Source organism: Zeaxanthinibacter sp. PT1 (assembly GCF_028464225.1).
Taxonomy (GTDB): Bacteria; Bacteroidota; Bacteroidia; order Flavobacteriales; family Flavobacteriaceae; genus Zeaxanthinibacter.
In genome coordinates, this window is the sequence record NZ_JAQPCN010000001.1 from 776,584 (window position 1) to 788,607 (window position 12,024).

Sequence of the window (12,024 nt, forward strand, 5' to 3'; positions counted from 1 at the left end):
AATTCTAATTTCTAATCAAACGTATTTTTCAGTTTTTGAAGGATGGCCTTCTGCTCTTCGGTCAGGTTCACAGGTAATTTTACGGATAAGGTAGCAAAAAGGTCACCATATTGCCCCGCTTTTCCATAAACCGGCATCCCTTTACCCCTGAGCCTTAAGGTCTGCCCGTTCTGTGTGCCTGCTTTTAACTTCATTTCTACCTTTCCGCTCAGGGTGGGTATTTGCTGCTTGCCTCCTAGAAGCGCATTAAAAAGATCGACTTCTACATTCATGTAAAGATCATCCCCCCTTCTTTCATATACCGGGTGCTTCTCCACCGCTATATTCACATACAGATCACCGGCCTGCCCTTGGGTTCCTTTCTGTCCTTTTCCCTTTGCCCGTAACTGCAGCCCTGAATAGGCCCCGGGCTTGATCTTCAATTTAATAGATTTCCCTTCAACCTCCAGCATTCTCTGGGTGCCGTTATAGGCCTCGTGCAAGCTGATCGTGACGGTCCCGGAAACATCCGCAGCCGGCCTGGCATATCTCCTGCCCCGACCTGTACTTCCACCGCCGAAAAAATTTTCGAATATATCAGAGAAGTCACCCCCGGAAGAAGCGCCTCCAAAAGGATCTCCCTGGGTATACTGCCCGCTGTATTGTTGTTGATATTGCCTGCGTTGTTCACGCATCTTCATAAATTCATCGTATGAACTACCCGATTGCTGAAATTGTTCCCAGTCAGAACCTAGGGTATCGTATTGCCTGCGCTTTTCGGCATTTCCAAGAACGCCATAGGCTTCAGAGATCGCTTTAAAGCGTTCTTCTTTATCCTTGTCCCCTTTGGTTTTATCCGGATGAAATTCCGTCGCTAGTTTTCGGTAGGCCTTTTTAATTTCTTTATCGGTGGCCGACCTACTCAATCCAAGTTCTTGATAATAATCTTTGTGCGCCATGAAGTACCAATTAGCACCCTCTAATTTCCATCTTATATACCAACTATCTTACCTTAATTACAGAGTGTTTTATCGCAAATAATCAGCTTCCCTGCCTAGATACAGCTTTCGTGAATTAGTCAAAATACTACTCTGAATTTACAAAAAATTGAACAGTTAACGGTGGGGGTGTCCATGATATAAATCATTCCCGGGAAGTGTGGACGGCTTAGGCACTTAAAGTAAGCAGGCCAGGGTGTAGAAGAGATACCCACTATACAGAATACAGCAGGCAGCCAGCAGGTAAAATATCTTTTTCATAGCACTGATTTAAAGATGTACAATAGTATTACAAACAATGTACCAAAGTGTGCGCAATCCTGCCCGAAGTGTCCCCTATTGAGCGCTGTGAATAGACATAGTGCAACAGAACACCAGCTTTTATGTTAAAGTCATGTAATTCCGTAATTAGTTTACTCTGATTACGACCAAACCAATTGGTGGTTTTTATCGTAAGTTTACACGCATACGATTATCATTAGTATTACACCAACACTAATACAAAACCAGATATATTATGGCTGATTCATATTACGATCCTGCAGATCTCAGAAAATTCGGGAAGATTACCGAATGGAGCGAAGAACTTGGCACAAAATTCTTTGATTATTACGGCAAAGTATTCGAGGAAGGTGCCCTTTCTGCCCGTGAAAAATCATTGATTGCCCTGGCAGTCGCCCATGTGGTAAAATGCCCTTATTGTATCGACGCTTATACCAAGGATGGCCTGCAACGCGGAATTACCAAGGAAGAAATGATGGAGGCTGTACATGCAGGGGCCGCCATAGAGAGTGGAGCAACGCTGGTCCACGGAGTTCAGATGATGAACAAATACAACAAATTATCCATGTAGCATTTACCGGTATAACTCCGGTGTAAAAAATATTTTTATGGCCACCAAGTCACTGAAAGCCAGGCATGATGAACTGGCTGCCACAGACAGGCAACTAGACATCCTTAACGGGGGTATTTTTGAAGAAGGGGAGCTCCCTTATTTTAAAGATAAAATCGCAAAAACAGGTCACTTTCCTCTCCGGCCCAAGAAACTGGAGATCCTGCAGATCAATGTAGGGTATATGTGTAACCAGGTATGTGAACACTGCCATGTAGACGCAGGTCCGGATCGGAAAGAGATCATGACCCGTGAAACCATGACGCAATGCCTGGAGGTAATCCGGAATACAGGAGCACACACCCTGGATCTTACCGGGGGAGCCCCGGAGATGAACCCTGATTTTCGCTGGTTCGTCGAAGAAGCTTCAAAAGCAGGTATACAGGATTTTATAGTTCGGTCTAATCTCACCATAATAAGAGCGAACAAGAAATACCACGATTTACCTGAGTTTTTTAAGAAGCATAATGTTCATGTGGTGTCCTCCATGCCTCATTACACCCGTGGCAAAACGGACAAACAACGTGGCGACGGGGTGTTTGACAAATCAATACAGGCACTGAAAGACCTCAATGCCGTAGGCTATGGTATGCCGGGAAGCGATTTAAGATTAGACTTGGTTTATAATCCCTCCGGGGCTTTTTTACCCGGGGACCAGGTTGCCATGGAAAAAGATTTCAAGAAGGCCCTGGACGAAGATTTTGGTATACAGTTCCATAATCTATTCGCTATTACCAACCTACCCATCGCCCGATTCCTGGATTACCTTTTAGCATCGGAGAATTACGAAGATTACATGTATTCGCTTGTAGAGGCGTATAACCCTGCCGCAGTGGAAAACGTTATGTGCACCAACACCATTTCTATCAGCTGGGACGGTTGGTTATATGATTGTGATTTTAACCAGATGCTTGGCCTGAAGGTAGACAGCAAGGTAAAACACATCTCCGATTATAATGAAGACCTGCTAAACGACAGGAATATCCTGATTTCACAGCACTGTTATGGTTGCACAGCAGGTGCAGGAAGTAGCTGCCAGGGTACTGTAGCATGATGAAATGCACTTGGTCGGATTTTATTTCCGACCAAGTGGTCGGTCGACCCTGGCCTTCACCCGGCATTTGATCGGATTTTCTGCCACTGAACGAATATTTTCTTCTCTACATCCTAAAATCTTCCTGTCATCACAAGATCGGGAGTTCTTTGTAAGAGACTCAAGAGTCTGTTTTGAACCCAAATCCCAAATCTCATGGATAAGACACTTAAACGCATGGCCACCATGCACAGAATGCAGGTAACAGGGCTTGAATTATTCTACCAAAACGGGTATTACAATACCAGTATTGATGATATCCTTAAAGCACTTGGCTTGTCTAAAGGTGCATTTTACTACCACTTTGACTCCAAGGAAGACTTCTTTATAAGCATAGTGCAGAACCTCGTAGTGCAGAAGTTCTACAGTCACATGATAGAACCCATTGAAGGTCAGGAAGATCCCTTGAACAATATTCTGAATACTTTTGAAAATTCCCTGGCCACAGCAGAACATAACAGCTTGGACCACGGTTTTATGCTGTCTAATTTTATAACGGAATTCAATGGTAAGAACCCGGTAATAATGAAGTACCTGAAGGACATTTACCAGATATGGGAAGTTAACCTGGTTTCTTTGCTGCAAAAGGGAAAATCTGACGGTTATGTGGCCAGGCACGTGGACAGCGAAGGAGTTGCCTCTTACCTGACAGCCTCCTATATAGGAATAAGGACCCTGATGGTAGAAGGAAATTCCAGGACTTTAAGATACCAGTACATCCAGCAATTGCGCCAGTATTTTAAAATGTTGGCACAAAAAGAAATGGCCTGATCATCCAGCTGTGATTTCCTTGATCTTTTCCAATACAGCTGCAGGACTAATGGTGTTCATGGCATTTTCGTAACCCTCCGGAACTTTGTTCCCGTATACCGAGGTAGGAATCCCGGGATACTGAGACCGGTCTGCCAGTAAACTATATTCAGCATCCTGCCCAAACGGGTAGAACCCGGTATAAGGATGTGTAACACCCCATAGGGTTAAAGTGGGAATTCCGTACATGGCTGCGAGATGGGCGTTACCACTGTCCATGGCCAGCATCATATCAAGGCAGGAAATCAATGCCAGTTCTTCCTCAAATGACCCCTTGCCCACCAGGTTGGTACAATGCTCATATTTCATTTCCCACTGACTCAGTAATTGACCTTCCTGTTCTCCTCCTCCAAAGAGAAAAATACTATACTTCTCCCCCTTTGTAAGTTGCGCAACCACTTCTTCCATTTTATCCAGAGGGTATTGTTTCCCGGGATATGCAGCAAAAGGGGCAACACCAATCCATTTTCTCTTATCTGACCCGATAAGATTATTCAGCCCAGCGGGCAACGGCTGCCGCTTTAATACATCGGTATTTCTGAGCTCAAGGGGAAACCCCAGCTTCTCAAATACTTCGGTGTATCTTTCGAAAGTGGTTTTTAAAGGCGAAAAATCCTTTTTGATTGTAGCGGTAATCGCTTTCTTCCCCGGCCTGCCTTTATCGATCTGGCGAAATGGGAAGGCATTAAAAAGGGTGAAAAGTCTCAGGAGGTGAGTTCGTAGAACGCCGTGCAGGTCTGCTACGGCCATGGGATTCAATCTGGAAATATCACGGGCCAATCTCCAAATACCAAGAATACCTCTATGTTTACCCTGCAGGTCTGCGGTAAAAACCTGAACCCCGGGAACCTGCCGGATGATCTTTCCGAAAAACGGCCGGGTCACAAATGTGAGTGGGATGTCGGGGTATTTCTTCCTGAATGCAAGGATTACAGGGATGGTCATCGCCACATCACCCATAGCCGATAAACGCAGGATGACAATGGGCTTCTCTTTATTTTTGCCCACGAAGCACGGGATTAAGCTCATCGTCATTGTACATCTTCATCTGCTTATAGACTTTCATGTACTTATTTCCATTCTCTATATCGTTCAGAAGCTGGTCTATGGCTGTCGAAAGATCCTTTCGCTGTTCCAGTAATATTTGAAGTTTTCCCTCGCAGGCTTTACGATGATCCCCCGTGGCATCAGAACGCTCGGCCTCTTCTTTCATGTGGTAGATCTTAAGGGCCAGGATAGACAAGCGGTCTATGGCCCATGCGGGGCTTTCAGTATTAATGGTCGCGTCATCTTTAATTTCTACCGATTGGTATTTTTGCAGGAAAAAGGAATCGATATACTCCACAAGGTCTGTTCTTTCCTGGTTACTGGCATCGATCTTCCTTTTCAGTTCCAGTGCAGCTACGGGATTAATCTCCGGGTCACGGATAAGGTCTTCAAAATGCCATTGCACCGTATCTATCCAGTTTTTCCTATAGAGCAGGTGTTCAATATCTCCTGCAGGATAAGGATTCTTAAGTTCCTGGTCTACCCGGTCTATTACATGGTATTGCTCTATACTTTCTTCAAATATGCGATTTGCGATTTGGCTGAACGGCATCTTTTTATCCTTTTGCCGCAAAGATACTTTTTATTTCAGAACTGTTTCAAGAAGCAGCACTCCGAAGGGAATCAGTACTGAGAGAACCAGGGTAATTTCCTTGATCTTGTGTCTCCTGATAATCTCTACATACTTGGCCAGGAGGGTTGCTGCCGGAAAAAAAGTGATCAGAACGGGATAGCGGCCGGGTCCGGTTTCCAGCAGCGTGATCACCAGGCCAACCGCCACGGAGATCACAACCAAACGCAAGGTAATAATTCGGCCCATTCCCAACTGCCCCAGTTTGAGGAAGGCAAGAAACCCGGTAAATACAATCAGGACGATATACGCGATAAGCTTTGTACTATTCTGCCAGGAGGCGTAGAACTGCAGGTCAAAATTCCAGATAAAATGGAAATGTTCGCCAAAAAACGATTCCTTGCCCAAAAGGATCAAGAAACTCCAGCTGATCAAAGCAACCGTTACCGCTCCCGCCAGTGGAAGCAACCAGTTCCTGATATTCTTGGGGTCGTAGAAATAAATGGCGACATACAGCACCACCATGTATAATAAAGCCCATTGATAAAACAGGCTGGCCAGGGCTATCCAAAGAGAAGCATCGTATATTTTTAGTTTTATGTCTTTGGCGGTTTTCAGGCTTATCGCTCTCCTTGTAGCCAGGAGCAGGAAAAACCCACAGAAAATGGCATTATTATCGATTAGAACCTGGGGGAAGATCACGAAGAGCATGGTGTAATAGAGCATCGCATAAGAATTACTTCCCATGATCTGGTTGCGTTTCACGATGAAATCAACCACAAAAACACTAAAAAGCAGTAAAGAGAGAACTAAGGTTTGCCCCAATACCTGTTCAGGTTCGTAAGAAATGTTGAAAAAGAAAAAATGGGTAATCCAATAGAAGAAAAACAGGAAGCCCATCAGGATGATATAGTTTATCGGCTTAGTTTTTCCAAAAACACTTGAAATCATCCCCGGTTTTTATATTTTTGTGCTGTAAATATAACCAAGATGAAAGCATTTTTTGAAGGCATTGAAGATTTATTCGTAAACGTCCTTTTTGCGCCTTTAGATTTTTTGAGGTTCATGGACAGCTGGTGGCTTGCTAATACCCTGAATTGGATATTTGTAATCATAGGGACGATAGCCATGGTCTATTGGCTGAAGCAATTGAAAATTTTCAATGACCGGGAGGAAGAGGACAAGAGTATCACATCTCACAGTTACCTTTAATCGTCTGAAAAGAGTATAAAATATAAACCCGCCGGATTGGCGGGTTTTTTTATTACAGATCAAATCCAATATCATCCCGGTAATATACCCCGTCAAATGATATTTTTTCGGCTTCCTTGTACGAGCTCTTCAGGGCATCCATAAAGTTGTCCCCAAAGGCGGTCAATGCAAGTACCCTGCCCCCGTTGGTCACTATCTTTCCATGCTCTGTCGTAGTGCCTGCATGAAACGGAATTGCATCCTTTACCTCATCCAGTCCTGATATCACTTTTTTCTTTTCATACCCCCCGGGGTAACCCCCGGAAACCAACATTACTGTAGTAGCCGAACGAGGGTCAATCTCGAGCTCTACAGAACCAAGTCTTCCTTCTGCAAGTGCCTGGAACAATTCAACCAAATCATTCTTCACCCTGGGAATAACCACTTCGGTTTCCGGGTCACCAAGACGTACGTTATATTCAATTACCTTGGGATCATCCCCTACTTTGATCAGGCCGATAAAAATAAAACCGACATAAGGAATCCCGTCCTTTTTAAGCCCTTCTACCGTGGGTTTAACGATACGGGCGTGTATTCTTGCCTCAAAATCCTTATCGGCAAAGGGAACCGGGGAAACAGCTCCCATACCGCCGGTATTAAGACCGGTGTCACCTTTACCGATACGCTTGTAGTCTTTTGCCATCGGCAGCACCTTGTAATCATTCCCATCAGTTAGTACAAAGCAACTGAGTTCAATCCCTGACAGGAACTCTTCGATCACTACGGTGCGACTTGCCTCGCCGAACTTAGAATCGACCAACATGGCCTCTAATTCATCCTTGGCTTCCTGTAGATCGTCCAGGATAAGTACGCCTTTCCCAGCCGCAAGTCCGTCTGCCTTTAGTACATAAGGTGGGTCTAAAGTTTCCAGGAATGCCTGCCCGGCTTCCAGTTCTCCGGCTTTAAAACTTTGGTAGGCCGCGGTGGGGATGTTGTGCCGGTACATGAATTCCTTGGCAAACTGCTTACTTCCCTCAAGGGTAGCAGCCTGTTTCTGTGGTCCGATAACAGGGATGTTATTCAACTGCTCATCTCCGAGGAAGAAATCATGAATACCTTGTACAAGGGGAACTTCCGGGCCAACGATGACCATTTCTACCCCGTGTTGCAGAACCGCCTTCTTTACTCCTTCAAAGTCTTCTACAGATATATCGAGATTGGTTCCGAGTCCTGCGGTACCCGCATTTCCGGGCGCTATAAAGAGTTGGCTACATTTGGGACTCTGATCTAGTTTCCAGGCCAGCGTATGTTCACGCCCTCCTGAACCGAGGATAAGGATATTCATATGACTAAAGTTTGGGGCAAAAATACAGTAAGCGGTCTAAAGAACAGGTGAATCCACCCGAATTTTAGACCGCTTACGTTTATTGAGAATTATTAATTCTATTTCCTGTTCCGGCTACTGAAATCGCGATGCTCCGTTTTCTCCAACTCTTCCTGGGAAAGCGTTTTAAAATAATCGAATGTTTTGCGCATTCCTTCTTCCCTGCCCACCTTAGGTTCCCACCCTAGGATCTCCTTGGCTTTAGTGATATCGGGCTGGCGTTGCATAGGGTCGTCTTTCGGCAACGGCTTATAAACTATTTTCTGGTCTGTCCCCGTGAGCTTGATAATTTCCTCTGCGAAATCCTTGATGGTGATCTCGTGTGGGTTCCCGATATTCACCGGCATGGTGTAATCGCTCATCAGCAAACGGTAGATCCCTTCAATCTCATCATCCACATAACAGAAAGAACGGGTCTGGGAGCCATCACCGAACACGGTAAGGTCTTCTCCCCGGAGGGCCTGTCCCATAAACGCAGGAATTACCCTGCCATCATTTAACCTCATCCGCGGACCATAGGTATTAAAAATCCTGACAATCCGCGTATCCAGTCCATGAAAACGATGATAGGCCATAGTGATGGATTCCTGGAATCGTTTCGCCTCGTCATAAACTCCCCTGGGGCCGATAGTATTCACATTTCCGTAATATTCTTCGGTCTGCGGATGAACCAAGGGATCCCCGTAGATCTCCGAAGTAGATGCGATGAGAATTCGTGCGCCTTTTTCTTTAGCTAGTCCAAGCAGGTTATGCGTCCCCAGGGCGCCAACCTTCAGGGTCTGGATCGGAATTTTAAGATAATCTATAGGGCTAGCCGGTGAGGCAAAATGCAGGATATAATCCAGCTTTCCGGCCACATGCACAAATTTGGTCACATCGTGATGATAGAACTCAAACTCGGGCAGCTTAAACAGGTGCTCAATGTTCTTCAGGTCTCCTGTAATCAGGTTATCCATCCCGATCACGTGAAAGCCTTCATTGATAAAACGATCACAGAGATGTGACCCCAGGAATCCGGCAGCACCGGTGATTAATACTCTTTTCATATAATTACCTTAAACTTCATGATTGGCACTAAGGTCAAGCTATATTTTGACATATCGTCAATGGGCAGACTGCACTATTTGTGACTCTTGTGCTCCTTCCCCAATTCGGTAATATACAAACCCTATATCGTTCAGGAGATTTTTGTCCAGGATTCCGCGGCCATCAAATACAAATGCTGGCTTCTGCATATTGTCGTAAATCCTATTCCAGTCATAATCCTTAAACTCCTCCCATTCGGTCAGTACTGCAACGGCATGGGCATCTTTACAGGCCTCGTATGGATCCTGGAATACTGTGAGTCCTTGCCTGTTTTCATCAGAAGAGCGAGTATTCAGGTAATCCAGATCGGCGTACATTTGCTCCTCTTCTACTTTTGGGTCATATGCAGCGATCTGTGCCTGTTCGTTCAACAGGTCATCCGCCACGTAAATGGCTGCAGATTCCCTGGTGTCATTGGTATCTTTCTTAAAAGCCCAGCCCAGGAAAGCGATTTTCTTTCCTGATACCGTGTTATAAAGTGTACTGACGATATTATTGGCAAAGCGTCTTTTCTGGTGGTCGTTCATTATGATCACCTGCTCCCAGTAATCAGCCACCTCGTTTAAACCGTAGGTCTTCGCGATATATACCAGGTTCAGGATATCCTTCTGGAAACAAGATCCTCCGAATCCTACCGATGATTTCAGGAATTTAGGACCGATCCTACTGTCCATCCCTATGGCCTTAGCTACTTCATTTACATCAGCCCCTGTTTTCTCACATAACTCGGACAGCGAATTGATGGAAGATACCCGTTGAGCTAAAAATGCATTGGCTGTAAGTTTTGAGAGCTCTGATGACCATACATTGGTGGTCAGGATATTCTCTTGTGGAACCCATTGTGAATACACATTTACAAGTTCCTGAATAGCTCTTTCCCCCTCCTCTGAGGTTTCTCCTCCGATCAGCACTCGGTCAGGAGCATGAAGATCCTGAATTGCCGTTCCTTCGGCCAGGAATTCTGGATTGGAGAGTATCTGGAAGTTTACATTATTCCCGGTATTTTCAAGGATGCTTTTAATAGCAGAGGCTGTTCTTACTGGCAGGGTTGATTTCTCAACGACAATCTTATCGCTTTTAGCCACTCGCGCAATTTGCCGGGCGCACAACTCGATATACTTCAGATCCGCGGCCATCCCTTTACCTTTCCCGTAGGTCTTGGTGGGGGTGTTTACCGAAATAAAGATCATATCGGCATCTTCTATAGCCTGGTCTACTTCTGTAGAGAAGAATAAGTTCCTGCCTCGTGCTTCTTCTACTACCTGGTCCAGCCCCGGTTCGTAAACCGGTAATTTACTGAGGTCCTCATGGTTCCAGGCTGCGATTCGCTTTTCATTAATATCTACTACGGTAACTTTGATATCGGGACATTTCTGTGCGATTACCGCCATGGTAGGCCCACCGACATAACCTGCTCCAATACAACATATATGTTTTACTGCCATCTATTATCTTGCTTTAATTCAATATACTGGTTAATAATGTCAACAAAAATAAGGGCGATATACATACCCTACAATTAATTCTGTTTAAAGACCGGTTTACGGGGTAAAAATGTACTCAATAGCGCTCTTTTAGAACTTCTCCAGGCTACGATATGCCTTATACACCTCTTGAAAATATTACCGTGGTAACCGTTTTAAAAATGATCCTGAGATCCAAGGTGATAGACCTGTTTTTAATGTAGTAAAGATCGTACTCCAATTTCCTTACTGAATCTTCCAGGTTTTCTCCGTATTTGTACTTTACCTGTGCCCAACCTGTTATTCCCCGTCTAATTAGGTGCCTGGCGTTATAGAAGGGTATTATACTGTTCAACTGAGTAACGAACACCTTCCGTTCCGGCCTGGGTCCTATAAATTGCATATCCCCCTTTATAACAGAAATGATTTGCGGCAATTCATCTATTCTGAAAGCCCTTAGCATTTTTCCTACCGGGGTAATCCGGTGATCATTCACGGTAGCCATTTTTGCACCGGCTTGTTCAGCATCCACCACCATTGACCTGAATTTATATATTTTAAATTCATTACCATAACGCCCTACTCTTTTCTGGGTATAAAAAAGCGGGCCGCGGTTAAAGAAAATGTTCAGTACATATACAAAAGGCACACAGATTACAAAGATTATCCCGACAAAGAGGGATAAGAAGAAATTTACGGAAAAACTGAACACTTTCTGTAAGTATCGGATCTTCTTATTCCTCAGTTGGAGAATTTCATAAAAGCTGTCATTGTGAGACCGAATAGGAAGGGCTTCATAAGTGTTCTCATAAAAGGAAGTAAACGAGAGCACTTCTTTTCCTTTAATAATAGACCTCAGTAATATCCGTTCAAGGTCAGGAGGAAGGCTGCTGTAACTCTTGGTATTGATGATCCAGGCATCTATTTTTTCTGTAGCTGCTAGAAAGGTGTTTTTATTCTTCAGTGTATGTTGATCCGTGGAAAAGGTCAGTTTCACATTGTAAAAAGTTTCCATCTCTTTTCCATTGATCGTTGCTATATCCTCTTTCAGGTTTTTCTCTGTCTGATCGTCGTAGATATACAAAACATTCTTGGTAACCGGGATGAGCCTGAACACATTTCCGAAAAAAAAGCGCCATAAACCGATTTCTATCGGGGTGAGTATAAGAAAGATGAGCAATGGAATTCTCCAGAAGCTCGCGTCAAAGAGCAGTACTGCTCCTACAAACATGACAAAGACATAGATTGCTGTAATGTATAATGACTGCGAGAGGATGTGCCTTCGTTTGGCAACCTTCTCCAGATTATAAAAATCCAGGATATAAGCAAATGTGAAATAAACGAGAATACCGAAAGAAAAAGTAAAAACCTTTAAATTAAAAGAGATGAACTCCTTATCAATCGCGTGGTTGACCAGCACATTAAGCGAGGCGAGTACAATCAAAAAGTCTCCTATGAGGAGCATTGATTTTCTTTCGATTGAATTCAGGATTGCCGGCCTTGCCATGCT

General features: G+C 44.3%; 12 protein-coding genes. 4 read left to right on the forward strand and 8 right to left on the reverse strand.

Features of this window, described 5'->3' with window-relative positions; genetic code table 11:
• Positions 1–11: 11 nt before the first annotated feature.
• Complete coding sequence (locus PP178_RS03410; protein WP_272592905.1) at positions 12–938, reverse strand: J domain-containing protein; 927 nt, start codon at positions 936–938, stop codon at positions 12–14.
• A gap of 556 nt (positions 939–1,494) precedes the next feature.
• On the opposite strand from PP178_RS03410, the gene PP178_RS03415 reads away from it, so the two are divergent.
• The 3 genes from PP178_RS03415 to PP178_RS03425 all read left to right on the forward strand — a co-directional run bounded on the left by PP178_RS03415 (position 1,495) and on the right by PP178_RS03425 (position 3,733).
• A complete protein-coding gene (locus tag PP178_RS03415; protein ID WP_246903927.1) occupies positions 1,495–1,830 on the forward strand; it encodes an arsenosugar biosynthesis-associated peroxidase-like protein in 336 nt (111 codons plus the stop codon).
• A 37-nt stretch (positions 1,831–1,867) separates the two neighbouring features.
• A complete protein-coding gene (gene arsS / locus PP178_RS03420) occupies positions 1,868–2,923 on the forward strand; it encodes an arsenosugar biosynthesis radical SAM (seleno)protein ArsS (protein ID WP_272592906.1) in 1,056 nt (351 codons plus the stop codon).
• Between the two features lie 195 nt (positions 2,924–3,118).
• A complete protein-coding gene (locus tag PP178_RS03425) occupies positions 3,119–3,733 on the forward strand; it encodes a TetR/AcrR family transcriptional regulator (RefSeq protein ID WP_272592907.1) in 615 nt (204 codons plus the stop codon).
• Here PP178_RS03425 and PP178_RS03430 read toward each other — a convergent pair whose 3' ends face one another.
• Genes PP178_RS03430 through PP178_RS03440 form a run of 3 tightly spaced genes read right to left on the reverse strand, consistent with a single transcriptional unit; the run spans position 3,734 to position 6,341 of the window.
• Entirely contained in the window at positions 3,734–4,780 is a 1,047-nt protein-coding gene (locus tag PP178_RS03430) for a glycosyltransferase family 9 protein (protein WP_272592908.1), read from the reverse strand. It lies immediately after the preceding gene.
• Positions 4,767–5,372 (reverse strand): DUF4254 domain-containing protein, encoded by a 606-nt coding sequence (locus PP178_RS03435; RefSeq protein WP_272592909.1) that lies wholly within the window; start codon positions 5,370–5,372, stop codon positions 4,767–4,769. Before PP178_RS03435 ends, PP178_RS03430 begins: the two co-directional genes overlap by 14 nt.
• 30 nt (positions 5,373–5,402) lie before the next feature.
• Complete coding sequence (locus PP178_RS03440) at positions 5,403–6,341, reverse strand: hypothetical protein (protein WP_272592910.1); 939 nt, start codon at positions 6,339–6,341, stop codon at positions 5,403–5,405.
• Between the two features lie 39 nt (positions 6,342–6,380).
• Here PP178_RS03440 and PP178_RS03445 point away from each other — a divergent pair, with 39 nt between their 5' ends.
• Complete coding sequence (locus PP178_RS03445) at positions 6,381–6,602, forward strand: DUF6341 family protein (protein ID WP_272592911.1); 222 nt, start codon at positions 6,381–6,383, stop codon at positions 6,600–6,602.
• Positions 6,603–6,654: 52 nt separating this feature from the next.
• On the opposite strand, the gene purD is transcribed toward PP178_RS03445, so the two are convergent.
• The 4 genes from purD to PP178_RS03465 all read right to left on the reverse strand — a co-directional run bounded on the left by purD (position 6,655) and on the right by PP178_RS03465 (position 12,021).
• Positions 6,655–7,926: a phosphoribosylamine--glycine ligase gene (gene purD / locus PP178_RS03450; protein ID WP_272592912.1), complete on the reverse strand. Its 1,272-nt coding sequence runs from the start codon at positions 7,924–7,926 to the stop codon at positions 6,655–6,657.
• A gap of 98 nt (positions 7,927–8,024) precedes the next feature.
• On the reverse strand, positions 8,025–9,011 hold the full coding sequence (locus PP178_RS03455; RefSeq protein WP_272592913.1) for a UDP-glucuronic acid decarboxylase family protein: 987 nt from the start codon (positions 9,009–9,011) through the stop codon (positions 8,025–8,027).
• 57 nt (positions 9,012–9,068) lie between these two features.
• Complete coding sequence (locus PP178_RS03460) at positions 9,069–10,496, reverse strand: UDP-glucose 6-dehydrogenase (RefSeq protein WP_272592914.1); 1,428 nt, start codon at positions 10,494–10,496, stop codon at positions 9,069–9,071.
• A gap of 157 nt (positions 10,497–10,653) precedes the next feature.
• The gene (locus tag PP178_RS03465; protein WP_272592915.1) at positions 10,654–12,021 is read right to left on the reverse strand and encodes a sugar transferase; all 1,368 of its coding nucleotides are present in this window, start codon (positions 12,019–12,021) and stop codon (positions 10,654–10,656) included.
• Positions 12,022–12,024: the final 3 nt, after the last annotated feature.

Bases quoted from the DNA above. Each gene is read 5' to 3' on its own strand.
- PP178_RS03465 (WP_272592915.1), bottom strand. From the start codon at position 12,021: ATGGCAAGGCCGGCAATCCTGAATTCAATCGAAAGAAAATCAATGCTC.
- PP178_RS03460 (WP_272592914.1), bottom strand. From the start codon at position 10,496: ATGGCAGTAAAACATATATGTTGTATTGGAGCAGGTTATGTCGGTGGG.
- PP178_RS03440 (WP_272592910.1), bottom strand. From the start codon at position 6,341: ATGATTTCAAGTGTTTTTGGAAAAACTAAGCCGATAAACTATATCATC.
- PP178_RS03455 (WP_272592913.1), bottom strand. From the start codon at position 9,011: ATGAAAAGAGTATTAATCACCGGTGCTGCCGGATTCCTGGGGTCACAT.
- PP178_RS03445 (WP_272592911.1), top strand. From the start codon at position 6,381: ATGAAAGCATTTTTTGAAGGCATTGAAGATTTATTCGTAAACGTCCTT.
- PP178_RS03425 (WP_272592907.1), top strand. From the start codon at position 3,119: ATGGATAAGACACTTAAACGCATGGCCACCATGCACAGAATGCAGGTA.
- PP178_RS03435 (WP_272592909.1), bottom strand. From the start codon at position 5,372: ATGCCGTTCAGCCAAATCGCAAATCGCATATTTGAAGAAAGTATAGAG.
- PP178_RS03410 (WP_272592905.1), bottom strand. From the start codon at position 938: ATGGCGCACAAAGATTATTATCAAGAACTTGGATTGAGTAGGTCGGCC.
- PP178_RS03415 (WP_246903927.1), top strand. From the start codon at position 1,495: ATGGCTGATTCATATTACGATCCTGCAGATCTCAGAAAATTCGGGAAG.
- purD (WP_272592912.1), bottom strand. From the start codon at position 7,926: ATGAATATCCTTATCCTCGGTTCAGGAGGGCGTGAACATACGCTGGCC.
- arsS (WP_272592906.1), top strand. From the start codon at position 1,868: ATGGCCACCAAGTCACTGAAAGCCAGGCATGATGAACTGGCTGCCACA.